At 65.1% G+C, this 23,916-nt stretch carries 25 protein-coding genes and 1 tRNA gene; 13 read left to right on the forward strand and 13 right to left on the reverse strand.

Translation table 11 applies throughout. From position 1 onward, the window contains the following. The first annotated feature begins 60 nt into the window (after nt 1-60). Genes AC6H0N_RS05840 through AC6H0N_RS05850 form a run of 3 tightly spaced genes read left to right on the forward strand, consistent with a single transcriptional unit; the run spans nt 61 to nt 3,983 of the window. Nucleotides 61-2,757, forward strand: a complete 2,697-nt coding sequence (locus tag AC6H0N_RS05840) for an ABC transporter transmembrane domain-containing protein (protein WP_497573125.1) — start codon at nt 61-63, stop codon at nt 2,755-2,757. Nucleotides 2,758-2,768: 11 nt separating this feature from the next. Next, a complete protein-coding gene (locus tag AC6H0N_RS05845; protein ID WP_497573126.1) occupies nt 2,769-3,281 on the forward strand; it encodes a hypothetical protein in 513 nt (170 codons plus the stop codon). A gap of 9 nt (nt 3,282-3,290) precedes the next feature. Further along, entirely contained in the window at nt 3,291-3,983 is a 693-nt protein-coding gene (locus AC6H0N_RS05850) for an MgtC/SapB family protein (RefSeq protein WP_497573127.1), read from the forward strand. Here the strand turns inward: AC6H0N_RS05850 and AC6H0N_RS05855 are convergent. The 3 genes from AC6H0N_RS05855 to AC6H0N_RS05865 all read right to left on the reverse strand — a co-directional run bounded on the left by AC6H0N_RS05855 (nt 3,975) and on the right by AC6H0N_RS05865 (nt 5,556). Continuing rightward, complete coding sequence (locus AC6H0N_RS05855; RefSeq protein WP_497573128.1) at nt 3,975-4,481, reverse strand: CinA family protein; 507 nt, start codon at nt 4,479-4,481, stop codon at nt 3,975-3,977. The genes AC6H0N_RS05850 and AC6H0N_RS05855 overlap by 9 nt on opposite strands. A 153-nt stretch (nt 4,482-4,634) precedes the next feature. Then, nucleotides 4,635-4,708, reverse strand: a tRNA-Gly gene (locus AC6H0N_RS05860). 56 nt (nt 4,709-4,764) lie between these two features. Beyond that, the gene (locus tag AC6H0N_RS05865) at nt 4,765-5,556 is read right to left on the reverse strand and encodes a glycosyltransferase family 2 protein (RefSeq protein WP_497573129.1); all 792 of its coding nucleotides are present in this window, start codon (nt 5,554-5,556) and stop codon (nt 4,765-4,767) included. Between AC6H0N_RS05865 and AC6H0N_RS05870 the strand changes: the two genes are divergently transcribed. Beyond that, nucleotides 5,551-6,975, forward strand: a complete 1,425-nt coding sequence (locus tag AC6H0N_RS05870; RefSeq protein ID WP_497573130.1) for a Mur ligase family protein — start codon at nt 5,551-5,553, stop codon at nt 6,973-6,975. The genes AC6H0N_RS05865 and AC6H0N_RS05870 overlap by 6 nt on opposite strands. A gap of 57 nt (nt 6,976-7,032) precedes the next feature. Here AC6H0N_RS05870 and AC6H0N_RS05875 read toward each other — a convergent pair whose 3' ends face one another. From AC6H0N_RS05875 to AC6H0N_RS05890, 4 genes are read right to left on the reverse strand one after another with little or no spacing between them, the layout of a single operon-like run. Then, nucleotides 7,033-8,157, reverse strand: coding sequence for a zinc-dependent alcohol dehydrogenase (locus AC6H0N_RS05875; RefSeq protein ID WP_497573131.1), 1,125 nt, complete (start codon nt 8,155-8,157; stop codon nt 7,033-7,035). After that, nucleotides 8,154-9,185 (reverse strand): methyltransferase, encoded by a 1,032-nt coding sequence (locus AC6H0N_RS05880; protein ID WP_497573132.1) that lies wholly within the window; start codon nt 9,183-9,185, stop codon nt 8,154-8,156. The genes AC6H0N_RS05875 and AC6H0N_RS05880 overlap by 4 nt, the downstream gene beginning before the upstream one ends. After that, nucleotides 9,155-9,994 carry a class I SAM-dependent methyltransferase gene (locus AC6H0N_RS05885; RefSeq protein WP_497573133.1) on the reverse strand — a complete coding sequence of 280 codons (840 nt, stop codon included), beginning with the start codon at nt 9,992-9,994 and terminating at the stop codon, nt 9,155-9,157. Before AC6H0N_RS05885 ends, AC6H0N_RS05880 begins: the two co-directional genes overlap by 31 nt. Next, nucleotides 9,991-10,872: an ATP-grasp domain-containing protein gene (locus AC6H0N_RS05890; protein WP_497573134.1), complete on the reverse strand. Its 882-nt coding sequence runs from the start codon at nt 10,870-10,872 to the stop codon at nt 9,991-9,993. Before AC6H0N_RS05890 ends, AC6H0N_RS05885 begins: the two co-directional genes overlap by 4 nt. Nucleotides 10,873-11,239: 367 nt before the next feature. Between AC6H0N_RS05890 and AC6H0N_RS05895 the strand changes: the two genes are divergently transcribed. The 4 genes from AC6H0N_RS05895 (at nt 11,240) to AC6H0N_RS05910 (ending at nt 13,731) form a co-directional block, all read left to right on the forward strand. Next, nucleotides 11,240-12,235 (forward strand): aKG-HExxH-type peptide beta-hydroxylase, encoded by a 996-nt coding sequence (locus AC6H0N_RS05895; protein WP_497573135.1) that lies wholly within the window; start codon nt 11,240-11,242, stop codon nt 12,233-12,235. Continuing rightward, nucleotides 12,232-13,212, forward strand: a complete 981-nt coding sequence (locus AC6H0N_RS05900) for a hypothetical protein (protein ID WP_497573136.1) — start codon at nt 12,232-12,234, stop codon at nt 13,210-13,212. Before AC6H0N_RS05895 ends, AC6H0N_RS05900 begins: the two co-directional genes overlap by 4 nt. A gap of 82 nt (nt 13,213-13,294) precedes the next feature. Next, nucleotides 13,295-13,420, forward strand: coding sequence for a hypothetical protein (locus AC6H0N_RS05905; protein WP_497573137.1), 126 nt, complete (start codon nt 13,295-13,297; stop codon nt 13,418-13,420). 185 nt (nt 13,421-13,605) lie between these two features. Then, complete coding sequence (locus AC6H0N_RS05910; RefSeq protein ID WP_497573138.1) at nt 13,606-13,731, forward strand: hypothetical protein; 126 nt, start codon at nt 13,606-13,608, stop codon at nt 13,729-13,731. A 62-nt stretch (nt 13,732-13,793) separates the two neighbouring features. On the opposite strand, the gene AC6H0N_RS05915 is transcribed toward AC6H0N_RS05910, so the two are convergent. Beyond that, nucleotides 13,794-14,612, reverse strand: a complete 819-nt coding sequence (locus tag AC6H0N_RS05915; protein ID WP_497573139.1) for a formyltransferase family protein — start codon at nt 14,610-14,612, stop codon at nt 13,794-13,796. Between the two features lie 175 nt (nt 14,613-14,787). Between AC6H0N_RS05915 and thiS the strand changes: the two genes are divergently transcribed. From thiS to sppA, 4 genes are all read left to right on the forward strand, one after another. Next, nucleotides 14,788-14,991, forward strand: coding sequence for a sulfur carrier protein ThiS (thiS, locus tag AC6H0N_RS05920; protein ID WP_497573140.1), 204 nt, complete (start codon nt 14,788-14,790; stop codon nt 14,989-14,991). 45 nt (nt 14,992-15,036) lie between these two features. Further along, a complete protein-coding gene (locus tag AC6H0N_RS05925; protein WP_497573141.1) occupies nt 15,037-15,822 on the forward strand; it encodes a thiazole synthase in 786 nt (261 codons plus the stop codon). Nucleotides 15,823-15,892: 70 nt separating this feature from the next. Next, the gene (trmB, locus tag AC6H0N_RS05930) at nt 15,893-16,615 is read left to right on the forward strand and encodes a tRNA (guanosine(46)-N7)-methyltransferase TrmB (RefSeq protein ID WP_497573142.1); all 723 of its coding nucleotides are present in this window, start codon (nt 15,893-15,895) and stop codon (nt 16,613-16,615) included. A gap of 33 nt (nt 16,616-16,648) precedes the next feature. Continuing rightward, entirely contained in the window at nt 16,649-18,472 is a 1,824-nt protein-coding gene (gene sppA, locus AC6H0N_RS05935; RefSeq protein WP_497573143.1) for a signal peptide peptidase SppA, read from the forward strand. A 62-nt stretch (nt 18,473-18,534) separates the two neighbouring features. Here sppA and hemW read toward each other — a convergent pair whose 3' ends face one another. From hemW to AC6H0N_RS05960, 5 genes are read right to left on the reverse strand one after another with little or no spacing between them, the layout of a single operon-like run. Beyond that, on the reverse strand, nt 18,535-19,749 hold the full coding sequence (hemW, locus tag AC6H0N_RS05940) for a radical SAM family heme chaperone HemW (protein ID WP_497573144.1): 1,215 nt from the start codon (nt 19,747-19,749) through the stop codon (nt 18,535-18,537). Beyond that, complete coding sequence (rdgB, locus tag AC6H0N_RS05945) at nt 19,746-20,342, reverse strand: RdgB/HAM1 family non-canonical purine NTP pyrophosphatase (RefSeq protein WP_497573145.1); 597 nt, start codon at nt 20,340-20,342, stop codon at nt 19,746-19,748. Before rdgB ends, hemW begins: the two co-directional genes overlap by 4 nt. A gap of 3 nt (nt 20,343-20,345) precedes the next feature. Next, nucleotides 20,346-21,065 carry a ribonuclease PH gene (gene rph / locus AC6H0N_RS05950; protein ID WP_497573146.1) on the reverse strand — a complete coding sequence of 240 codons (720 nt, stop codon included), beginning with the start codon at nt 21,063-21,065 and terminating at the stop codon, nt 20,346-20,348. Between the two features lie 8 nt (nt 21,066-21,073). Next, entirely contained in the window at nt 21,074-21,988 is a 915-nt protein-coding gene (locus AC6H0N_RS05955; protein WP_497573147.1) for a PP2C family protein-serine/threonine phosphatase, read from the reverse strand. A gap of 13 nt (nt 21,989-22,001) precedes the next feature. Further along, complete coding sequence (locus AC6H0N_RS05960) at nt 22,002-22,949, reverse strand: serine/threonine protein kinase (RefSeq protein WP_497573148.1); 948 nt, start codon at nt 22,947-22,949, stop codon at nt 22,002-22,004. A 93-nt stretch (nt 22,950-23,042) separates the two neighbouring features. On the opposite strand from AC6H0N_RS05960, the gene AC6H0N_RS05965 reads away from it, so the two are divergent. After that, on the forward strand, nt 23,043-23,909 hold the full coding sequence (locus tag AC6H0N_RS05965; RefSeq protein WP_497573149.1) for a YicC/YloC family endoribonuclease: 867 nt from the start codon (nt 23,043-23,045) through the stop codon (nt 23,907-23,909). The last annotated feature ends 7 nt before the right edge of the window (nt 23,910-23,916 follow it).

The raw sequence follows: 23,916 nt of genomic DNA on the forward strand, positions 1-23,916 counted from the left end.
CCCGTTGCCGTCCCCTGTTGCTGCGCGCGGCAGGGGACGGCAACCCGCTTCATCCGTGCCATGGCTACAGTCGCTACCTCCTCGACCACCGCCTTCGTCTTCCGCCTGCTGCGCTCGGCGCTGACGCGCTATCGCAGCCGTACGCTGACGGCGCTGGCGCTGGTCATCCTTGCCAAGCTTGCGGCCGTGGCAGTGCCGCTGGCGCTCAAGGGCATCATCGACCAGCTCGATGGCGTCCCCGCGTCGCTGGTGCTGCCGGTCGTTCTGGTGCTGGGCTACGCCGTGCTGCGCTTTCTCGGCACCTTCTTCAGCGAGGTGCGGGACGTTGTCTTCGTGCGCGTCACGCAAAGCACGGTTTCCGACTTCCTGATGCAGGTGTTCGCCCACCTGCATCGCCTCAGCGCGCGCTTTCACGCCCGCCGCCGCATGGGCGGCGTTACCCGCGACGTCGAGCGGGGCACCGCCGGCATCGGCTTTCTGCTCGGGGTCGGCCTGTTCACGATCCTGCCGACGCTGGTCGAGATCACGGCCGTCATCGCCATCCTGAGCATCGGCTACAGCAACTGGTTCACGGCCATCATTCTGGCGACCTTCGTGTTGTATGCCGGCTTCACCGTGGTGTTCACCGAGAAGCGGGCGCTTTATCAGCGCGCCTTGAACGAGCTCGATTCCACCGCCAACGGTCGCCTGGTCGACAGTTTGCTCAACCACGAGACGGTGAAGTACTACACCAACGAGGGTTTTGAGCGGCGCAGCTTCAGCACCATTCTCGACCAGTGGATCGAGGTCGGCGTGAAGAACCAGAAGGTGCTGTCGCGCTTGCATGTCGGGCAGAGCGGGCTGATTGCGGTGGGAGTCGCGGCGGTGATGCTGCTCGCGACCCGCAACGTGCTGGACGGCACCATGTCGGTAGGCGATCTGGTGCTGGTCAACGCCTATCTGATCCAGATCTGTCTGCCGCTCAATTCGCTCGGTTTCGTCTTCCGTCAGGCGCGCGATGCGGTCGTGAACGCCGAGAAGATGCTGCGCCTGCTCGACGAGAAGCCCGAGATCGAAGACAGCCCGGCGGCCCCCGATCTGGCGGCAACACAAGGCGAGGTGCGCTTCGAGCACGTTGATTTTGCCTACGAACCGAGCCGCCAGATCCTGTGGGACGTGAGCTTCACGATCCCGCCGGGGGCCACCGTGGCGGTGGTCGGCGGCAGCGGCTCGGGCAAGTCCACGCTGGCCCGGCTGCTGTTCCGCTTCTATGAGGTCGGCGGCGGGCGCATCACGATCGACGGCGTCGACATCCGCAACATCTCGCAGCACAGCCTGCGCGCGGCCGTCGGCATCGTGCCGCAGGACACCATCCTGTTCAACGACACCATCGCCTACAACATTGCCTACGGTCGCCAGGGTGCGTCGCAGGCGGAAGTCATCGAAGCGGCGCGAGCGGCGCATGTGCACGAGTTCATCGCCAGCCTGCCCGAGCAGTACGACACCGAGGTGGGCGAGCGCGGCGTGATCCTGTCCGGTGGCGAAAAGCAGCGCATCGCGATTGCCCGCGCGATTCTCAAGAACCCGCCGGTGATGGTCTTCGACGAGGCCACCTCGGCGCTGGACACCCGCTCGGAGCGCGCCATCCAGGAGGAGCTGGATCGTCTCGCCCGCAGCCGCACGACGCTGATCATCGCGCACCGGCTGTCCACCATCGTCGACGCCGACGAGATTCTGGTGCTCGAACACGGCCGCATCGTCGAGCGCGGCACGCACCAGCGCCTGCTCCACGACGACGGCCTGTATGCCCAGCTATGGCGTCTGCAGCGCCAGCAACAGGAGGTCGAGCGCACCGAGCGCGACATGGCGCTGCAGCAGCTCAACCTGCTGGCCTTGCTGGCCGGCGTCATCGATACCCTGAGCGAGGAGATCGGCGAGCGCGGCGTTGGCTTCTACAGCACCATCGCGGCCGATTCGACGCGCATCACCGGAGACCCGGGGCGTCTGCAGCAGGTGATGTGGACGCTGGTGGCGCATGCGGTGGCGGCGAGCCCGCCGGGCGGGCGTGTGGAATGGCGCATCGATAGAGCAGGCGAGTGGCTGCGCGTGAGCTTTCGCCACGAAGCCGCGGTGCTGCCCGAGCCCGACCCGCGCGGGCTGCAGCCCGACGAACTGCGCGCCGCGGTGGAAGATCAGGGCGGGCGCTACGAGCAGCGCAGCCTGGCCGGGACTATGGTGGAAACCTTGGTGTCGTTCCCGTCGCAGGTGCTGGCCGAGGTGCCCACGGTGGAGGGCGAGGCCGCCGCCCCGCGACCGGTGGCGTCCATTTCCGGCGCCTGCGTGCTGGTGGTGGACGACAACCCTGCAGCGCGCGATCAGGTGGAAACCGCGCTGCATCGCCATGGCGCGCTATCGCACGCCTGCGCCTCCGGCGCCGAGGCTCTGCGTTGGCTGTTCGGGCAGCCACGCACCGATTGGCCGGACGCCATGATCTGCGACGTCGCGCTCGGCGAGGAAGACGGCTACGACGTCATTGCGCAGCTCCGGCGTTATGAAGCCGAGCAGGATTTCGCCCTCGACGAACGCCTGCCGGCCATCGCGGTCGGCGCCCACGACCGCAGCGAGCACCGCATGCGCGCGCTGCTCGCCGGCTTCCAGATGCATCTGGCCAAGCCGGTGCAGACCGACGAACTGGCGGCTGCCGTGGCTGGCGTGCTGGGCCGCCGTGGCGCCGCGCCGCCGGTCAGCGCACCCCTTTCCGACCCAACCCGCCCATAGGAGAACCCGCCATGCAGAACCCATCATCCGACGGCAGCTACTACCTCACCCCCGACGCCGCCCGGCAGGCCATTGCGCTGGCCGCGCCGATGCTGGAACAGGCGCGAGCCGACCGCGAGGTGGTGGGCAGCGGATTCCTCTATCTCGTCATCATGGACCCTACCCGGCTGCCCGGAGAGTGCAGCTTTGACGAGGCCGTGCTGTATGAACATGCCGTCGGCGACCCCAGCCGCTGGGACGCCGATTACGCCGCCTTTGCCCGCGCCAAGGCAAAGCTGAGCTGGCGCACTGGCCTGGACGGCGACCTCGTGCATGCCAGTCAGCCGCATCGCCTGTGCAGGGGCGACTCACTGTTGCGCGGCGGAGTGTGCCTGGATGGCATTGTGGTGGCCGTCAGCGGCGCCTTTCCGGCCTTCGACGAAGCCTTCGCGGGAAGCGTGGCGTTCTGCCTACGCGCGCTGGCCCGCCATGCGCGGGAAGCCGAGCCCGCCGGTGCCGCGCTTGGCGCTGGCGAAGCGTCCTGAAGCGCCGTCATGGACTTTCTTACTGCAGAACTTCTGGCGGGTTTCGGTGACACACGGGAACTGGCGCGTTCATTGCTGCGGCTGGGTTTTGCCCTGGCCTGCGGGGCGATCATCGGCTATGAGCGCGAGCGCAAGGGCAAGGCCGCCGGTTTGCGCACCCACATGCTGGTGGCCGCCGGCTCGGGCTTGGCTGTCATCGTGGCAGTCGAGGTAGAGCTTGGTCCGGACGGGATGTCACGCGTGATCCAGGGGCTGGTGACCGGCATCGGCTTTCTGGGCGCCGGCGCCATCCTCAAGCGCCACGCGGCGAGCGACATTCGTGGCCTGACCACCGCCGCCGGCATCTGGATGACTTCCGTGACCGGTATTGCGGCTGGGCTCGGCCGCTTTGGCACTGCCCTGGCAGCCTGTCTGCTGGGATGGATCGTGCTGTCGGTATTGCAGCTCATGGAGCAAGGTGAGCACCGAAGGGAGCAGGAAACGCAGTCAACTGCTGACGACAAGGAGACGCACATGCAGAAACAGACGAGCAAGAAGCCGAAGCCACCGGCCACCGAAACGGATCGACACAAGCCCGAAGAGCTTCATGAGGAAGACCTCCTCGACGAAGCCATGGAAGAGAGCTTTCCGGCCAGCGATCCGCCGGCCGTTACACCCAACCGCAAGCCGGTCAAGCCGCGAGGTTCCGGCGATTCATCCTGAGCGTTCGGTCGCCCGGGCGTGGTAGTGCCTGATGCGGGACAGCGCGTAGGCGGCGCTGGCCTGCCGCACTGCCTTGCGGTCGCCGTCGAAGCGCCGGGTTTCGGTGAACACCTTTGGGTCATCCGGCGTTTCGCCTTCAATAGCGAAGGCCCAGGCGTAGCACTGCGTACCGGGCGGCGTGCCGTTGCCGCCGTTATCCGCCACACCGGTATTGGCTACGGCGACATTGGCGCGACTACGGCGCAGCGCACCCAGTGCCATCTCATGCGCGACTTCTTCGCTGGTGAGGCCGTGTCGCTCGATGGTTTCCGCCCGCACGCCAAGCTCCGCGCATTTGGCTTCCTCCGAATACGCGACGAAGGCGCAATCGAGCAGGTGACCGGCGCCGGGTACATCGGCAAGGTCGGAGGCAATTTGCCCGGCCGTGCACGACTCGGCGGTGGTCAGCAGCAGCCCGTGATGGCACATGAAATGTGCGGTGGTGGCGATAGCGTTCATGCGTAGGTTCCCTAACAGATTGATCCTGCGGAAACAGCAGCAAGCGGCGTGCCGGGCATTGGCCGACGCGTGACGCAGCCAGAGCGAAGGCCGTGGCGCAATGCGAGGGAGAAATCGAATCGGCCCGAGGAGCGGAGCCTGAAGGGAAAGCCGTGGAGCGGGTGATGGGAATCGAACCCACGTATGCAGCTTGGGAAGCTGCCGTTCTACCATTGAACTACACCCGCGAAGGCGCCCGATTGTACGTGAGCCCCGCGTGTTTTCACAGCGTCGGGCGCGTGCTTCAGGCCTTGTTGCGTCCGGACAGACCGACCAGTCTCTGCAGCGCGCTGCGCAGTGTGCGGCGCCAGTTTCGGCGCAGCCCTCTCCAGCCTGCCATCTGCTGATGCTTCCGGAACTCGCGGCTGAAGTGGTAGCCAAGATAGCGGTCCCAGGTTTGCAGACGTTCCATTGCCCTGCGTCGGTATTCGTCCTTGGAGCGCCCGCTATACAGCCCGCCCCCGTGTACTCGATACACCGACATTGCCCCCGGCAGTCGGACGATCAGTCCGAACCGGCCGAGTGCCAGCCCGTAGCCCCAGTCGGCGGTGCTCATGCTCCAGAATTCATCGTCCAGACGGCGGATCGCCGAAGTGCGGAAAACACAGGTCGACATGTTGCCAATGCCGGCACCTGAAGCAAGCTGTGCCGTGGTGATGTACTCGAAGGGGCCGTCCGGACCAATGCTGCGCACCTCGAAGCGCTTGCTCTCGTCGCGGTAGATGATTGCCCGGTTGAAGCTCATCACGCATTCGTGATGCAGGTCGAGAAACGCTGTGTGTTCGGCCGGTTTGCGGGTGTAAGTCCAGTAATCGTCGCCCTCCAGCACGGCGATGTACTCCCCCCGGCAGGCAGCAAAGCCCCGCGTGTAGTTGGCGCCCATGCCGAGATTTTCCGGCGTCGGCAAGACACGGTAGTCGACGCTTGCCGCGGACAGCATGCGTTCGATAGGTTCCAGCGTGCCGTCAGTCGAACAGTCATCGGCAACGACGACCTCGAACGGATAGGGGTACTCCTGGATCAGGATTCCTTGCACACATTGCTCTATGAATCGTTCCTGGTTGTAGCTCACGAGCAGTATGCTCAGCTTCGGTTCGGGCTTCATTGGCGGTGCGCTCAGTCATGTCCGTATGACGCCGAAATGGCGCGGGGCGGTTGGCAGTATGCAGGCGTTCGCGCCCGCGACAAAACATGGAGGGCGTGTATGTACTGGTTGCGCAAGCGTATTCTCAAGTACCGATGGAGGCGCATCCACGCGGCCTGGGCGCGCGGCGAACGCCGGACGCTGCCATTGCGCGTGCCGAGTGCGTTCGTCACCGGCAGCGTCGGCAAGACCACCACCTGTCGCATGGTCGAACACATTCTGGCGGCGTCGGGCCTGTGCGTGGCGGTGTCGACCACGCAGGGCACGTTCATCAACGGTCGGGCCACACGCCTCGGAGATTCCTCGAACTGCCGTTATGCGAGCCGTCTGTTGCTCGATCGGCGGGTGCAGGCAGGCGTCTTTGAACTCGCGCGAGGCGGTTTATTGAGCGACGGCATCGCGTTTGACGGCTGCGATGTCGGAGCGGTGCTCAACGTCTACGACAACCACGTCGGCCTGGGCGGCGTGACATCACGTGAGCAGATGGCTCACGTCAAGGCGCAGGTCGCGCACGCGGCTCGCAAGCTGGCGGTACTCAACGCCGATGATCCGCTGTGTCTGGCGATGCGCGATGAAGTCCGGGCGTCGCACATCTGCTTGGTGAGCATGCAGTCGAACAGCCCCGAACTTTGCGCACATATGGCGCACGGCGGGCTTGCTGCCTTCTTTGATAAGCAAGGTCGCGAACTGCAGTTGCGGCGTGGCAGTACACCCTTGTGTTCGGTTGCGGCCAGCGACATTCCGGCCTCGTTCGGGGGGCTGTTCACTCCGGCGCTGTCGAATGCACTGTTCGCGATGGCCGTTGCATACGGCATGGGTGTCGAGCCCGATTGCATTGAGCGAGCGCTGCGTAGCTTCGCCTCCGATGAGCGTTCCAATCCGGGGCGCATGAATTTTCGCGAAGACCTGCCTTACAAGCTGTTGGTGACTGCGTGCGATGGTCAGGAGACGATGCGCGAACTGGCAGGCCTGGTCCGGCAGATGGATGTCGCCGGGCGCAAGCTGTTGTTGATGCAGGCCATGGGCGACCGGCCGGATGACTACATTCGCGGCATGAGTGCGGTCTGTGCCGGAGCGTTCGACGAGTACGTCTGCACCGATGCCATGTCATTGCGCGGGCGCGAGTCGCTGAAAGTCCCGCGCTTGCTCGCCGAAGGCCTGACCACGGCAGGTGTGCCCGCCGGGCAGGTGGAGGTCGCCGGGGACCACGATGCGGCCCTGCGAATGGCGTTCGGGCGCGCCCGCGAGGGTGATCTGCTGGTCATCCAGAGCCTCTATAGTCAGCGGGCGAAGGAGCTTGGTCTGGTCTGAAGCGGCGCATCAAGGCCTGGGCTGGGGCCGGTATCGTTGCACGTCAGCTCAATTTCGCTATGTCATCCGCGCGAGCAGCTTGCAGTGGGCGTAGGCCAAGGTTTCGGGTCGCTGCAGGGTGTCGAGCAGCGCGTCGATGGAGTCCAGCACGCCAGTGATGGCGGCGGCCATCGGAAGCAGTCCGCGGCCGTGCAGCTCGATGGCACGTGGCAAGGCGCCACCAAGATGACCGCGCGAGCCTCGGATGCTGATGGCGTTGGTGATCATGTGGTCGACCGCGTCGAGCATCAGCGGCTTGCCGCTGCGCCCGAGCAGCACCACCCGGCCGCCCGGCGCAATGTGCCGGAAGATGCGGTTCACGACATCGAGCGAGGCCGAACATTCGATCACCACGTCGATGCCGTCGGCGATGTGCGCGTCGACTTGTGCGGGGTCGGCCACCGCATCGCACCATGGCACAGCACATTGCCGACGATGCTCGATCGGCTCGGCCAGCACGACGCGTGCCGCACCGTACACCTGGCGTGCCGCGATTGCTGCAAACAGCCCGATTGGCCCACCCCCGAAGACGAGTACGCGGTCGCCGCGCCGCACGGGGGCATTCTCGCAAGCCAGCAAGGCGCATCCGGCCGGTTCCAGGCAGGCGGCTGCGCGCAGGCCCGCTTCATCGGTGGCAATGGACGATACATCGTGGGCGAGATTGGCCGGCACGTCGGCGATGCTGGTGAAGATGCCGTCCATCTCCATGCCGAGCAACTTTGCCTGCGGGCACTGGTTGGGCATGCCAGCGAGGCAGGTCGGACATTTCATGCACGCATCGATGGATGCGAATGCGACCGTGTCACCCGCCTTGGCCGTGCGAACCGCACTGCCGACCTCGATGATCCGCCCCACCCCTTCGTGGCCGATGACCCGCCCGGCAGCCGGGATGCTGGCGGGGGCAGACGTGCGCACATAGCCGGAGTGCGGATCTCGTGCGACCAGATGCAGATCGGTGCCGCAGATGCCGGCATAGAGCATTTCGACCCGGATGTGCGTGGGGTCGAGCGCGTTCAGCGCACGCTCCTCCAGCTGAAGGCGGGGATGGCGGTAGCGCTGGTTCGGCGCCGGAACATGCACGCCGGGCATCGGCTGGTCTTCTGCATGCAGGACGATGGCGCGGCGGAAGCGAGGGGTGTTCATCGCGGGACGGCCTCGATCAGGGTGAAGGCGCAGGGCGTCGGGCGCACGGCCCCGACTTCGAAGCCGGCGGATTCGAGCAGCGCGCGGAACTGTGCAAGCTTGCGTTCGCGGCCACTGGTGACCAGCATCATGTGCAGATCAATGAGGTGGGTGGCCGGGTCTTCAGCCGGGTGCTCGGGCAGCACGCGCTCGATCACGAGCAGGCGCTCGCCGTGCCGCATGGCGCTTCGGCAGTTGCTCAGGATGCGCAGGGAGTCGGCGTCACTCCAGTCGTGCAGGATGCTCTTGAGCAGGTAGGCATCGGCCCGTACCGGGATGTCACGCATGAAGTCGCCACCGAGCGTGGCAGGTCTCGGGGCAAGGCCTTCCGCGTGCCACTGCGCCTCGGCCTGTTCGATCACATGCGGTTGATCGAACAGCGTTGCGTGAATCGCAGGATATTGCTTGAGTACGGCCTTGAGCAGTGCCCCGGTGCCGCCGCCGATATCAGCGACGTGCGAGACGCCCGCTAGATCGAGGGTCGGGGCCAGAACCCCGGATATTCGTCCGGTTTCGTTGCGTAGCCAGTCATTGAAGAGTGCGCCGGTCTCGGGGTGCCGTTCGCGATACTCCCACGGGGTGCAGCCGTGCAGGACTGCGAAGGCGGTCGTGCCCTGCTGCACGCCTTGCGCGAGCATTGCCCACACCGGAGCGTAGTGGCCCGCCGCGAGCTGCAGACGCTGACGCAGACCGCTCGAAGAGCCGGCGGTGAGTGCCTGTCCTGCTTCGGTGAGGGCATATGCCGAGAGGTCTTCCTGTCGGCAGATACCCAGGGCAACCAGTGCGTCGAGCAACCGATGCAGATGGTCGGTGTCGGCGCCAAGGCTCTCGGCCAGCGTCGCCACGTCACTCCGTGTTGCAGCCAGACGGTCGATCAGGCCGAGCTGCACGGCTGCCAGCAGCACGGCCGTGGTCTGATAGCCGTCGATCAATCGGGTCAGCGGTGCGAGCGGATCGTTCAGCATCTGCGGAACACCACGATCGGGCATTGATCGCCCATTTCGTAGGTCTGGGCGTGGATGGCGAGGCACTCGAAGCCCGCGCAGCGGAACTGTTCAATGGCCTGTTCGGTGGTAACGAAGTAATAGCTTGCGCCCGACTCGCGATAGGCGTCGATGACCTGCAACTGCTCCAGCGGCCAATCCAGTCGGGCGGCCAGATCCTTCCAGCCCGACCCGGCCTCGGCGTGCAGGGTGGCCCACACATCGGCAAGAGCCACACCTTGTTCCGGCGCAGTCTGCAAGGCCGTGCCCAGTCGGAGCTTCAGGCAGTTGAGGTCGCGGATGGCGCCGCGGCGCAGTGATTCCAGCACCGCATCCACCGATTCGCGGCGCGCGGGCGGAACGAACAGCCGGAACGCCACCAGACCGCCCGCGCCGACCAGCCGTGCGAGTTCGGCGCACAGCGCGGCCTGTCCGCGTGGATAGTCGAGCAAGTGCAGGCCACCGTCGCACATCACGATGTCGGCCGAAGCATCGGGCAACGCGATGTCACGCCAGTCGTTCACCAGCGCAGCGCTGCGGGGGCCAGGCCATATGTGCGCAATCATCGCTTCGGTACGGTCTGCGGCGCGTAGCAGGGCTGGATCGGGCCACGCCAACGCGAACAGCTCGGGCGTCACGCCGAGAATCAGGCCGCGGGGCGGTTGCGCCGGATGCGTTTCGCACCACTGCGAGATGACGCTGCCAAAGCGCTCGGAGTCCGCAGCTGACGGCCGCAGAGGCGCACCGATGTATTGCCAGTTGAGCGCCACGGCAGGCCACTGGCCCGGCGCGGAGTGAGTCTGATCGGGAGTCATGAAGCGGGCGTCCTGTCCGGCGTGTCGTTGGTCGAATCGAGCATGCTCTCGAGCCCAGAAGCAAAGCGTTGCACCTGACTCGCGTAGGTCTTGTCCATGTGGCGCGGCCTGCCCAGCGTTTTGTTCGCGTCGAGCAGCACCGGCCTTCCGTCGTGCACCACGAAGTCGAACTTGCCGTAATCGAAGCCCAGCTTGCGACGCAATGCGCGTAGTTCATCCGGTACCTCGACGGGTTCCCAGCTCGTGACGCTGCGGGCTTTCAGAATGGGACTGGACGAGACGAAGCGGTTGCAGCGTTCAGCTTCGCCGCAGAACACCCAGAAGCGCAGGGCGTACCCCGCAGGGTCCGGCTCGGGGATGAAGCGCTCGACCACCAGCATGGGGTCGTCGAAGCATGATTGCGGGACTTCACTGAGGCTGTCGAAGATGTCGTAGCGCTCCACGACGCGCACGCCGGGAAAGGGGAGCGGGTCCCCATTCCGTTGCGCCAGACGATTCAGTCGTGCCTCTGCGCGCCCCCCGAAGTTGGCATTCGATTTCAGGATCACCGGACCATCCCAGACCTCGCCAGGTCCGATCACGGCCTCGCTGATGTGTCGTTTGGAAATGTCAGCGGCGGCGACATTCAGACAGCGCGGGAAACGGCGCGCAAAATCGACGTATTCCTTCGGGGTGACGGTCGCGTCCACATGCAGGATGGCCAGATCGGCCGGGGGCACGTGCTCACTCGGACCGTACTGCACCTTCACTGAATGCCCGCGGCGGCGCAATTCCTGCAGGATGTCGTGCAGCAAATACCGCCCGCGAAACCCCATGGCGCGCAGACTGAACTGGCGGAGGCGGTCATGCTTGTGTGCGATAACGACAATGCGGGCCATGGAAGGTGTCTGTCTGTGGCGGTTTGTGCTCTTGCAGCGATGATAGGCGCAACCCGACCGGGTCTGCCGGAGGATTGTGGTGATCAGGGCGCAGGGCTAGTATTCAATTGGCCTGTTTTCCTGGGCTTGCCCAAGCTGGGGTCCCGATCCAACCTTGATGAGGATTTGCCGATGAAAAATGTGATGCTTGAACAGTCGCGTCTGCTTGGTTTCCGTATTCAACCGAAGAGTGTAGGGCACGCAGCACAGAAGCTTGGTGCGAAGGTCGGGGCGAAGCCGATTTCCGCGACGCTCGTGCCGTCTCAAGTCTAGGTGTTTCCCAAGGGCCGGCCTCTCGCCGGCCCTTTTCTTCTCTGAGATCGCGTCAATGGACGTCAGCCCCAACTTCTTTCCGGACGGCGTCCGTGCCGCGAGCATGGACGCACGCATGCGCGCCGGGCTTGCCGACAGTCTGGCCTATCTTGCCGAAACCTTGCGCGAACAGTTGTCGGCCGACACGCAGGCGCTGGAAGCGACGATCAGCCGGATGCGAGCTGGTGTGTCGTATCCGCCCTCGACCTTCGGGCTTTATTACGAAGCTGCGTCGGCCTTGATCGATGGGGAAACCGACCGTGCGCTGGACCTGCTCGACGAACTGACGCGTGAGCAGCCGCTGACGGCTGCCGGACTGCGCATTGTCACCCTCGATGAATCGGGCTCGCCGGCCAATGCGGCGCGCTATCAGCGCCTCATGGACAACGACGCGCTGACGCGCTTCGGCTTTCTGCAGCCTGCAGCGCAGATGGCGGATGAGGCTCGCCGCCTGGCGCTTGCGTCGCTCGAGCGCCTCGAACGGGCCGTGCCGGCGCTCGCACAGGAATTCCGCGCGCTGGTGCGCGACCTGATCTTCGTCACAGGCAAGCCCGGTGCGGGCTACCAGTTCGCCGGCGGGTCGAGCTACATGTTGTGGGGAGCGCTGTTTCTCAATGCCGAGCACCACACGGACGAGATCGCGATGATCGAGGCGCTGGCGCACGAGAGTGCGCACAGCCTGTTGTTCGGTTTCAGTTTTGACGAAGCCTTGGTCGAAAACGCAGACGAAGAACTGTACCCGTCGCCCTTGCGCGACGACCCGCGACCGATGGACGGCATCTATCACGCGACCTATGTGTCGGCTCGCATGCACTGGGCACTGTCGAGCCTGCTTGATTCGGGTGAATTGTCCGCGTCCGAGGCGGCGTTTGCGCGGGAGGCGCGTGACGCTGATTTGCGCAATTTCTTTGACGGATACGCAGTCGTGCGTGAGTACGGGCGGCTGACCACGACCGGCCAAGCGCTCATGGCCGAGGCGCTGACCTACATGCAGTCGCTGCGCACCGCGTGATTCACTTCGTCGCGACGCGGGATCACCGCTACACCTTGCGAGCCCTGCGCAAGGGCCGCTTCGGGCAGGTCGGTTTCCGCTATCGCGTCCTCAGCTACGAGCGCTTGCTGCGGGCACGCAGCATCAACGGCGGCACCTGGGTTTTCCTCGACATTGAACGACTGACGGATGCCGAGCGTCGGCGTGTGTCGCTGATCGCTGGTCGGCTGGAGGAAGCCGGTGCGACTGTGCTCAATCATCCACTGCGCGCGGCAGGACGCTATGCGCTGCAGCGCCGTCTTTACGAGGCGGGGATCAATGATTTCGAGACCTTGCGGGTGGAGGAACGGCGCACGCCGGCACGTTGGCCGGTGTTCGTGCGCTTCGAGAACGACCATCACAGCCCGGATGCCCGTTTGCTCAACGACATGGCGCAACTGCAGGCGGTGCTCGACGAATATCGGGCTCGCGGGGTGCCGGAGAGCAGTCTGCTGGTGGTCGAGTATCGCGGGGCGCCGGGCGACGACGGTTTGTGGCGCAAGTACGCCGCCTACCGGGTCGGCGACCGGATTGTCCATCACCACATGATTCGCCAGGACAGCTGGGTGGCCAAGTACGGCAACCCGGAGGCAGTGTGCGATAGCGACCACTGGCGCCGTCTGCGCACCGAGGAGCGCGATTTCGTGTGTGCCGAGGGCGATCCCTTCGGACTGATGGCGGCGTTCGAGGCGGGCGGCATCGAGTTCGGGAGGGCGGATTTCGGCATCGTTGATGGCCGGGTGCAGATCTACGAGATCAACACCAACCCGACCCTGGGCGTGGTGCCCTACGAGAATGATCCCTTTCCCGAAATGCCCCGCGCACCCTTGATCGAGCGCGCCAATGCACGCATTCTCGCCGCGCTTGGGGCGCTGCCGGCGGGTGGTGACATCGGTGTGCGGCTTGCGGACCTGAACTACATCCGGTCACTGCCGTGGAGGCCGGCCAAGCGGCCTTGAGGTGTGCGCCATTGACGCATCGTGGCACGGGGTGGAAGATGCTCCAGGCCATTTCGGTCATGGAGAACGCAGGATGAAACAGATGCAACTGAATCAGTCCAGACTGCTCGGTTTCCGCATCCAGCCCAAAAGGGTTGGCGGTGGAGTTGGGGCGCTGGGTTCCCAGGTCGGTCAATCCAAGGTCGGGGCCAAGCCGCCGCAGGTTTGACGCCGGCAGCTTGTGACGCAGAGAGCCCGGAACATTTGTTCCGGGCTTTTCTTTTGGCCCTTGCGACTTTCAGCGGGCGCCAGGAGCAGCGCGTCGTTGGCTTTGACGGGACCTTGATTTGACTCTTCAATGCCGCGCGGGGAAGATTGCTTACCCTTCTCGGGCCAAACTTCAAGGAGTTCGTAATGAAGGAAAAGATCGCGCTGGATCAATCGAAACTGATTGGTTTCCGCATTCAAGCAAAGGCGGTCGGTGGCGGTGTTGCGAAACTTGGCGCCAAACTGGGCGGAAAGATCGGCAAGAAGCTCTGAATTGCTGTTCCGCCCAAAGGCCCGACGCATGTCTTGCGCCGGGCCTTGTTCTTTCCGTGCGCCTAGCGTCGTCGCAGTGACTTCATGCAGTGGCGAACGAGACGGGCGATCAGGGTGTTGCGCCACAGCATGAGGCGTCCGTCCGTGCAGTCCGCCTCGACGGCGTGCCATCGTATCCACGTGGGTTGTCCCGTGGCTCGGTCTGCCACCTCGCGCCATATGCCGCTGATCTGAATGGCGCCGCGGTGATCTTTGGTGGTCAGAAACAACCGACTCGTGCGGGCAAGAACCACGCATGCAGCGCGGATGTCGGCGGCGCTCCACGTACTGCCGGACATGATCACTTCTTCCGGGACCTGTCGTGCTTCGCAGCCCTCGCCGGATTGCGGAACCGGTTCCAGTTGCCCCGCACAGAACGCCGGCACGGCTTCGACGGCCAGCCGGCTGATGTGGGATGCGAGCGCCCGGCGGCAACGCCGCACATCGCCGAAGTCGGCCGGCGTCATGCTTGCCTGGGCGAGCAGGTCACCGCGGTCGTACTCGTCGGTCATCACATGCAGCGACACGCCTGCGTAAAGGCCGGTAGTGCCGTCCGCCACCATGCACCGGATCGGATGCGGGCCGTGATAGTGCGGCAGCAGCGACGGATGGAAGTTGAGCCCGCCATGACGATGCGCGTTCAGCAGCGCCTGAGGGATCTTGTTCATGAAGGCGTAGCACAGCAGGACGTCGGCGGCCTGTGCGTCCAGACCGAGCCTGGCCGTCAGACTGTCCCAGTCCACCGGATAAGGGGTGCCGATGATGCGGATGCCTCGATCAACAAGGGGCTGCCAATGATCCTGCGTGAGGGGATCGGGATGGCCGACGACCAAGGCCGACACGCGGTGTCCCGCTTCCAGCCACGCGCCGACCATCGCCAGGCTGATCGATCCCGGCGCACAGAAGAAGGTCGCAGTCAGAGGAATCGGCGGTTGGGCGGTAATGACTGGGCTCCAATCTACATCTCACGGCATGTTAGAATCCACGCTTCTTCAAGTACCTGCAACACCTCTTTCCATGACTGAACTTATCGTCAACGGCAAGTCCGAACAGTATCGCGACGGCCTGAGCGTGCTGGCGCTGCTTGAGCAGCGTGCGCTGGCGGGCAAGCGCGTCGCGGTGGAGCGCAACGGCGAGATCGTGCCCAAGGGCCGCCACGCCGAGACCATTCTCGCGGCAGGCGATCGGCTCGAGATCGTGGTCGCCGTCGGTGGCGGCTGATTTTCCGCCCGCAAGTCGCATCCGCATCTTCCTCAAGGTTCCAGAATGAACGACTCCCTCGTCATCGCCGGCAAGTCCTATGGCTCGCGCCTGCTTGTCGGTACCGGCAAGTACAAGGACTTCGCCGAAACGCGTGAAGCCATCGACGCGAGCGGCTCCGAGATCGTCACCGTTGCGATCCGCCGCACCAACATCGGCCAGAATCCGGACGAGCCGAATCTGCTCGATGCGCTGCCGCCCGAAAAATTCACGATCCTGCCGAACACGGCCGGCTGCTACTCGGCCGACGATGCCGTGCGCACGCTGCGCCTCGCGCGCGAACTGCTCGACGGCCATCCGCTGTGCAAGCTCGAAGTGCTCGGCGATCCGCAGACGCTGTTCCCGAACATGCCCGAAACCCTGAAGGCCGCCGAAGTGCTGGTCAAGGACGGTTTCGACGTAATGGTGTATTGCTCGGATGACCCGATCCAGGCGCGCATGCTCGAAGACATCGGCTGCGCCGCGATCATGCCGCTGGCTTCGTTGATCGGCTCGGGCATGGGCATTCTCAACCCGTGGAACCTGCGGCTGATCATCGACCAGAGCAAGGTGCCGGTCATTGTCGATGCCGGTGTCGGCACGGCTTCGGATGCCGCCATTGCCATGGAGCTGGGCTGCGACGGCGTGCTGATGAACACCGCCATTGCGTTGGCCAAACAGCCGGTGACCATGGCGCGCGCCATGGGCCTGGCGATCGAGGCCGGCCGCATGGCGTATCTGGCCGGGCGCATGCCGCGCAAGCTGTATTCGGCCGATCCGAGTTCGCCGACCAGCGGGCTGATCGGCTCCTGAGCCGATCACGACAGACGACACCATGACGGGCCCGTGGGGCCCGTTTTTGCATTCACCGCCGGATTCTCCGATGAACGATTCACCCGAATACCCTGCGCGGCTGCCGGACAACCCGGAAGAGCGTTTCTCCAGCCGCAGCATTCGCAGCTTTGTGCTGCGTCAGGGCCGCATGACGGTCGCGCAGCAGCGCGCGCTCGACGAAATGCTGCCGAAGGTCGGCATGCCGTATCGCATCGCGCCGGTTGACCTGGACGAGGTGTTCGGGCGCGCCGCGCCAAAAGTCGTCGAGATCGGCTTCGGCATGGGCGAGACCACCGCGCGCATTGCCGCTGCCGACCCCGCGACGGACTTTTTGGCGATGGAGGTGCATGGCCCCGGCGTTGGCAACCTGTGCAAGCTCGTTGCCGAGCAGGACCTCGACAATCTGCGCATCTGCCAGCACGATGCGGTGGAAGTGCTGCGCGACATGATTCAGCCTGGCGCGCTGGCCGGCGTGCATGTGTATTTCCCCGATCCGTGGCACAAGAAGCGTCACCACAAGCGGCGCATCATCCAGCCCGAGTTCGTCGCGCTGATCGCCTCGCGGCTTAAGCCGGGTGGCTATCTGCACTGCGCCACCGACTGGCAGGAATACGCCGAGTGGATGCTGGAAGTGCTTTCGGCCGAGCCTTTGCTGGCAAATACCGCCGAGGGCTTTGCCGAGCGCCCTGCGTGGCGGCCGGTGACCAAATTCGAGAACCGCGGTCTGAAGCTTGGCCATGGTGTGTGGGATCTGTTGTTCCGGCGAAGCTGATCATCCGGCAGCCGGGTTCGGGAGGCATGTGACGTGATCAAGGCCGTATTCCGCTTCATTGGCGGGGTGTTCCGCTTCCTCTTCCGCTGCGTCGATTTCCTGCGCCGGGCGTTGTTCAATCTGGTGCTCATCGCCTTGCTGGCGGTGATCGCCATCGCGTGGTGGAAGCCGTCTCCCGGCATCGACGAAGGTTCGGTGCTGGTATTGCGCCCGTCCGGCATGCTGGTCGAGCAGACGCGCGGCGGCTCACCGCTGGACCTGATCAGCCCGGATAGCGGCATCGCCAGCGAGACCGCGCTGCGCGATCTGCTGAACGCCGTGCGTGCGGCGCGCGAGGACGAGCGCATCACCGCACTGGTGATCGAGACTGACGACCTGGCGGGTGGCGGTATCGCCCGTCTGTCCGAGCTGCGTGCCGAGATTGCCGCTTTCCGCGATGCCGGCAAGCCGGTGCTGGCGCGCGGCGAGCGTTTCACCGAGGGGCAGTACTACCTCGCCAGCGTGGCCGACGAAGTGCACCTGTCGCCCGACGGCTTCCTGCTGCTGCGCGGGCTGGCCAGCTATTCCAACTACTTCGGTCGTGCTCTCGAAAAGCTCGGCATCAAGGTGCATGTGTTTCGCGTAGGCGAATACAAATCCTTCGCTGAGACCTTCACGCGCAACGACATGTCGCCCGAGAGCCGCGAAAACACGAGCGACCTGCTCGCCGACATCTGGGGCACGCTGCGCGCCGATATCGCGGCCAGCCGCAAGCTTGGCCCTTCGGCCATTGACGCCTGGGTACGCTACTTCGGCGACGCGCTGGAGGCTGCAGATGGCAGCCCGGCGAAAGCCGCGCTCGACGCCGGGCTGGTCGACCGGCTGAGCACCGCTGACGAATGGCGTGCAGAACTCGCCAAGCGTTTCGGGCTGTCCGAGCAGCGTTTTGGCGAAGGCACGGCCGTCAGCGTTGGGCGCTATCTCGCCAGTCAGCCCGAACGCGAAGTGCCGGGGCGCGTTGCCGTGCTGGTGGCACACGGCGCGATCATGGATGGCAGCGGCACGGCCGGCACCATTGGCGGTGACAGCTTCGCGCGCCAGATCCGCGAGGTGCGCGATGACCCTTCGGTGAGTGCGCTGGTGGTGCGTATCGACAGCCCGGGCGGCAGCGCCTGGGCGTCCGAACAGATCCGGCGTGAGCTCGAACAGACCCGCCGCGCCGGCAAGCCGGTGATTGCCTCGATGAGCGCTACCGCTGCGTCGGGCGGTTACTGGATCGCTACCGGCGCGGACGAGATCCACGCTCATCCGCTGACCTTGACCGGCTCGATCGGCATCTTTGCGCTATTCCCCGATCTGTCCGCACCGCTCGACCGCCTTGGTGTGGGCGTGGACGGGGTGGCCACCGGACCCTTCGCCGGCGTGCCCGATCCGCGCCGGCCGCTGTCGCCGGAGGCGATTGAGGTCATGCAACGTTCGCTCGACTTCGGCTACCGCCGCTTCCTGCAGACGGTCGCCGAGGCGCGCGGTATGAGCGTCGAGGAAGTCGACCGCGTTGCGCGTGGTCGGGTGTGGACCGGTGAGGCCGCGCACAAGCTGGGTTTGGTCGATGCGCTCGGCGGCCTGCACGGAGCGATCGCGGCTGCGGCAGACCGCGCCGGGCTGGAGGATTACGAGGTGGTGTGGCCCGAGCCGGCGGCCTCGCCGCGCGAACAGCTCATGCGCAGCATCGGCGAGTTCGTCTCGGCCGACAGCGGTTCGACCCCGCAGGGTGCGTTCGCAACGCTGTTCGCCTCCCTGCAGCGTGAAGCCGAGGCTCTGCTGACGTGGAACGATCCGCGCCACATCTATGTGCACTGCCTGTGTGAGGCGCCTTAATCCGGCCGAGACAACGCGGCTGGTCGCGGCCGTTTGTCGCAGGCCGGCGGTGCCGGCCTGATTTACAGGAAGATTTCCAGCAACTCGTTGAGGAAGCGCTGACCACGCAAAGTGGGGCGTAGCACGGTTTCGTCCGAGTCGAGCAGGCCGGCTGCACGTGCCTCGGCCAGTTGCGCGGTGATGACGGACAGCGGCAAGCCAGTACGTTGCTCGAAACTGGCGGCTGGCACGCCGCCGGTCAGGCGCAGTGCGTTCATCATGAATTCAAATGGCAGCTCTTCGCGCGCAACGCTGCGCGATTCCTGCACGAAGGCGCCGCCCGCCGAGCTTTCGAGATAGCGCTGGGGGTGCTTGTGGCGCATCTCGCGCACGATTCCGGTCGGCGTACTGAGTTTTCCGTGGGCGCCGGCACCGATGCCCAGATAGTCGGCAAAGGTCCAGTAGGCGAGGTTGTGGCGGCTTTGTGCATCGGGCCGCGCAAAGGCTGAAGTCTCGTAGTGCTCGTATCCGGCCGCGGCCAGGCGTGCCTCGATGGCCTCCTGCATGTCGGCGGCCGTGTCATCGTCGGGCAGTGCCGGTGGGCGTTGGAAGAACGGCGTGTTTGGTTCAAGCGTCAGGTGGTAGCACGACAGATGCTCGGTGCCGAAAGACAGCGCGGTGTCGAGATCGGCCAGCGCGCCGGCGATATCCTGGCCGGGCAGTGCATACATAAGGTCGAGGTTTACGCGCTCGAAGTGTTGCAGTGCGATGCCGATGGCGCGACGTGCTTCGGTGCTGTCGTGGATGCGGCCGAGCGCGTGCAGGTGCGTGTCGTCGAAACTCTGGATGCCGATGGACAGGCGGTTGGCGCCGGCCGCGCGAAAGCCGCGGAAGCGCTCCATCTCGAAGGTGCCGGGGTTGGCCTCTAGCGTGATCTCGGCGTCCCGATCCAGCGTTGTGTATTGCGCGATAGCGTCGATGACGCGTGCGAGGCTTTGTGGCGTCATCAGGCTGGGCGTGCCGCCGCCAAAGAACACGGTGTCGATACGCCTGCCGGCCACGGCGGGCGCTGCGGCTGCGAGGTCGGCGATCAGCGCGTCGATGTAGCGGCGTTCGAGCTCCGCCGCATCATCGCCGTCGCGCACTGCGTGCGAATTGAAGTCGCAATACGGACATTTCTTCACGCACCACGGGTAGTGCACGTACAGCGACAGCGGCGGAGATGCAGCGGGTGCGGGGGTGTCAGCGGTAGCGCGGCGGGCGGGCTGCACCGCGAGGCGATGCACGGGGTGGCTCACGTGCCGTAGCGCTCCAGGCGCTCAAGCAGGTGGCGCATCGCGGCGCCGCGGTGGCTCAGGGTGTTCTTGAGCTTCGGGTCGAGTTCGGCAGCGCTCTGTTCCAGTTCCGGCAGCCAGAACAGCGGGTCGTAGCCGAAGCCGGCTTCACCGCGCGGGGCCTCGAGAATCACGCCATGCCATTCGCCGTCAGCGATCAGTGGTTGCGGGTCGTCGGCATGGCGCACCAGCACGATGGCCGAATAGAAATGCGCGCGACGGTCGTCGACACCGCTCAGACGTTCGAGCAACAGCGCGTTGTTGCGCGCATCGGACTGCGGTTCGCCGGCAAAGCGGGCGGAGAGTACGCCCGGCGCGCCGCCGAGCGCGGCCACGCACAGCCCGGAGTCGTCGGCAATGGCCGGCAGGCCGGAATGGGCCGCGGCATGGCGCGCCTTGGTCAGCGCGTTCTCGACAAAGGTGGCGTAGGGCTCGTCGGCCTCTGGGATGCCGAGCGAGCCTTGCGAGATGACCTCGATGCCCAGCGGTGCGAGCAGGGCATCGAGTTCGGCGGCCTTCTTGGCGTTGTTGCTGGCCAGTACCAGACGCTGAAGCATGGCTTACTCCTGTGCGAGAGCGATCTTCTGCGCTTCGACCAGTTGCAGAATGCCGTTTTCGGCCAATGCCAGCAGGGCGTCGAGCTCGGCGCGCGAGAAGGGGACGCCCTCGGCCGTGCCCTGCACCTCGATCATGCCGCCGGAGCCGGTCATCACCACGTTCATGTCGGTGTCGCAGGAGGAATCTTCGACATAGTCGAGATCAAGCACCGGCTGGCCATTGACGATGCCGACCGACACCGCCGCGACCATGTCGCGCAGCGGGCTCTTCGCGAGCAGGCCGGCGGCGAGCAAGCCGTTGAGTGCATCACACACCGCCACGCAGGCGCCGGTGACCGAGGCCGTACGCGTGCCGCCGTCGGCCTGCAGCACGTCGCAGTCGATGATGATCTGGCGCTCGCCGAGAGCGGTCAGATCCACCACGGCGCGCAGGCTGCGGCCGATCAGGCGCTGGATCTCCTGCGTACGCCCGCTCTGCTTGCCACGTGCGGCCTCACGCCCGCTGCGGGTGTGGGTCGAGCGCGGCAGCATGCCGTATTCGGCGGTGAGCCAGCCCTGACCCTTGCCGCGCAGGAAGCCGGGTACGGATTCCTCTACGCTGGCGGTGCACAGCACGCGCGTGTCGCCGAACTCGACGAGTACGGAGCCTTCGGCGTGGCGCGTGAAATGACGGGTGATGCGCACCGGACGGAGCTGGTCCGGGCGTCGTTGATCGTGTCGCATGGGGATTCCTACTTGTTGAACTTGCGGATCGTCGAATTGATTTCGGTGATCGCGCGCTCGATGTCTTCGTCGCTGAATTCGGCGTCGGTGCTGGAAAGCGTGGTGGTGTCGAAGCTGTCCATGTGCGTGGTGAAGTGATCCGGCGCCAGCATTTCGGTCTCGATGGCCGCAGCGGCGTCGGGGCCACCGCCATGCCAGCGCATGGCCACGATGGACAGATTGTCGCAGACCGCGCCACTGAGTTTCTCGGCGCGGTCGAGCAGATCCGGCACGCTCTGCATGATATGGCCGTCGGACAGGCCGGCCACCATACCGGCATTGCCGACCGGGCCCCACACACCGTCGGAACACAGGGCCACGACGTCCTCTTCCCACAGCGTGATGCGCGGGGAGAGGTCGATCTGCGGCGGATGGTCGCCGCCGAGGCAGCTGTAGATGCGGTTGCGCTCGGGGTGGCGATCGGCCTCCGAGGGCTGGATCAGGCCCTGATCGAGCAGCATCTGCACACGCGAATGGTCACGCGTCTGCGTCACGATGTCGCCATGGCGCAGCACGTACAGACGAGAATCTCCGGCATGCGCCCACCAGGCCGAACTCTGCTGCACGATGCAGGCCACGATGGTGGTGCGGGGCGCTTCGGGCAGGTATTTGTCGAAGGCGTAATCGAGGATGGCGTTGTGTGCATCGTCGAGCGCGTTGCGCAGGAAGTGCGTCGGGTCTTCGAGTGCCGGGCGCGCCTCGCGCTGGAAGGCGCCGACGATGATCTCGGTGGCGATCTGCGCGGCGATCTCGCCATGCAGATGGCCACCCATACCGTCGGCGACCAGCATCAGCAAGGCCTCGCGCGAATACGAATAGGCGATGCGATCCTGGTTGGTCTTGCGCTTGCCGATGCGGCTGTCCTGAAAGATCGTGAACTTCACTACCGTTGCGTCCTCAGCTACGCCCGATGAATGACTTCAAGCGGGTGCCGGCGTCGGCGAACAGGCCGGCCGGCAGTGCGTCACCCTCTTCGCGTCGCATCACGGATTTCTGCAGTGAATAGGCGCTTTGGGGCCGTTTGAGCGGATCCAGCTGCAGACACCAGTCAATGGTTTCGAGCAGCGCCTGAGAATAGCCCTGAGGGCTACGCTCGGCCAAGGGCATCATGGTTTCGATACGTGTGCGCTCGTCGGCGCGAGGCGGTGCGCTGCCGATGATGCAGGCGTACATGCTGGCGCCGACGCTGTACAGGTCGCTCCACGGGCCGAGCTTTTCGCGCTCACCGTATTGCTCGGGCGAGGCGAAGCCCGGCGTGTACATCGGCTTGAGCATGGGTTGCTCGGAGGCCAGCGTCTGGCGTGCCGCACCGAAGTCGAGCAGCACGGGCGTGCCGTTGGTGCGCAGGTAGATGTTCGAAGGTTTGATGTCCAGATGCAGCATCTTGTGCGAATGCACTTCGCGTAGCCCGTTGAGCGTGCGGCTGAACACCGCGCGGATGAAGCGCTCCGGGACCTTGCCACGGTGTTTCTGGATATACTCGTTGAGCGTACGCCCCTTCTCGAACTCCATCACCATGTACACCGTGCCGTTCGTGCGAAAGAAGTTCAGCACGCGCACGACGTTAGGGTGCATCAGCTTGGCGAGAGAGCGGCCTTCCTCGAAGAAGCATTTCATGCCATAGCGAAAGGCCGACTGGTATTGCGAGGAGATATGCGGCGCGGTTTCGCCCGGTTGACGCAGGGCCAGAGAATTCGGCAGGTATTCCTTGATCGCCACCGGCGTGCCGGCCTCGTCGCGGGCCAGATATACGATCGAGAAGCCGCCATGCGAGAGCTGCTTCTCGATGCGGTACTGATCAATCACGAATCCGGCAGGAAGGGCGGCATTTGCCAGGGCAGACATGTTCGGGAGCGGTTGCGGCGTCAGTGGTTGGCCAGCTGCAGGCTGTGTTGGAGGAGTGTAATGGATGGAAAGGACTTTCCGGAGAAATGACCGATGATTTGTAGCATGACGGGCTTTGCCGTCCAGCAGTGCGAAGTCGGCCGCGCCACGCTGCATCTGGAGCTGCGGAGTGTGAACTCGCGTTTTCTGGATCTGGTGTTCCGCATTGGCGACGATCTTCGATTGTTCGAGCCGGTCCTGCGTGAGGCTCTGTCGGCGCGACTGTCGCGCGGCAAGCTTGAATGTCGCTTCAGTCTGCAGGTGGACGGCGGCGGTGTCCCGCATCTGGCGATCAATTCCGCGCTGCTTGAACAACTTCGTCACGCCGAAGCCGCTGTGCGGGCGCGCTTGCCGGAGGCAGAGGGCCTGTCGGTGGCCGAAGTGCTGCGCTGGCCGGGCATGCTCGCGGAGGACCGCCTCGAGGCCGAAAGCCTGCGCCCGCAAGTTGCGAAACTGGTGGCGGTGGCGCTCGACGACTTTGTCGCCAGTCGCGCGCGCGAGGGTGAAAAGCTCGCGGCCATGATCCGTGAGCGCGCCGCGGCCATGCGCGCACTCGTGGCCCGTGCCCAGCCGCGGATTCCGGAGGTTGTTGCCGAGTACCAGGCACGACTGACCAACCGTCTGCGTGAAGCGGTTGCCGCGCTCGACGAGGAGCGAATCCGTCAGGAGGTTGCGGTGTTCGCGCAGCGTGTCGACGTCGATGAAGAACTCAACCGGCTGGTTGCTCATCTCGATGAAGTCGAGCGCATCCTCGACGCCGGCGGACAGGCCGGTAAGCGGCTCGACTTCCTGATGCAGGAACTCAACCGTGAGGCCAACACGCTGGCCTCGAAGTCGGCGGCGGGCGACATCAGCAGCATCGCCATGGAGATGAAGGTGCTGATCGAGCAGATGCGCGAGCAAGTGCAGAACATCGAGTGAGATGGAT

It is taken from the genome of Pseudazoarcus sp. NS34, from assembly GCF_059703725.1.